We start from the raw sequence: 269 nt of genomic DNA, 5'->3' as shown, positions 1-269 counted from the left end.
CGATTAATCGCAATGCAGATCTGCCCCATATTGCGGAAGGAACGGCGCACTGCCCCCTTCACTGCCGCATCAATGTCGGCGCTGGCGGTTATGATTAACGGACAATTGCCACCAAGCTCCAATGAAAGGCGCTTTACGGTTGGACAGGACTTCTGGATATGAAGACCAACCGCGCTTGAGCCGGTAAAGGCTATCTTGTCAACGTCTGGATGCTCGACGAGTGCCTGACCTACGAGCGAGCCCTTGCCGGTCACGACATTGACGACGCC

Annotated in this window: 1 protein-coding gene; it reads right to left on the bottom strand. The window is 55.8% G+C overall.

What is annotated here, in order from left to right; all coding sequences use genetic code 11:
- The coding region (locus tag SB822_RS57510; protein ID WP_410859164.1) for an aldehyde dehydrogenase family protein at positions 1 to 269 on the bottom strand (269 nt) is incomplete at both ends.

The organism is Paraburkholderia sp. SIMBA_054, assembly GCF_046534875.1.
Classification (GTDB): Bacteria; Pseudomonadota; Gammaproteobacteria; order Burkholderiales; family Burkholderiaceae; genus Paraburkholderia; species Paraburkholderia hospita.
Note: the sequence above shows the minus strand (reverse complement) of the source record. Positions and strands in the feature narration are given on the sequence as shown.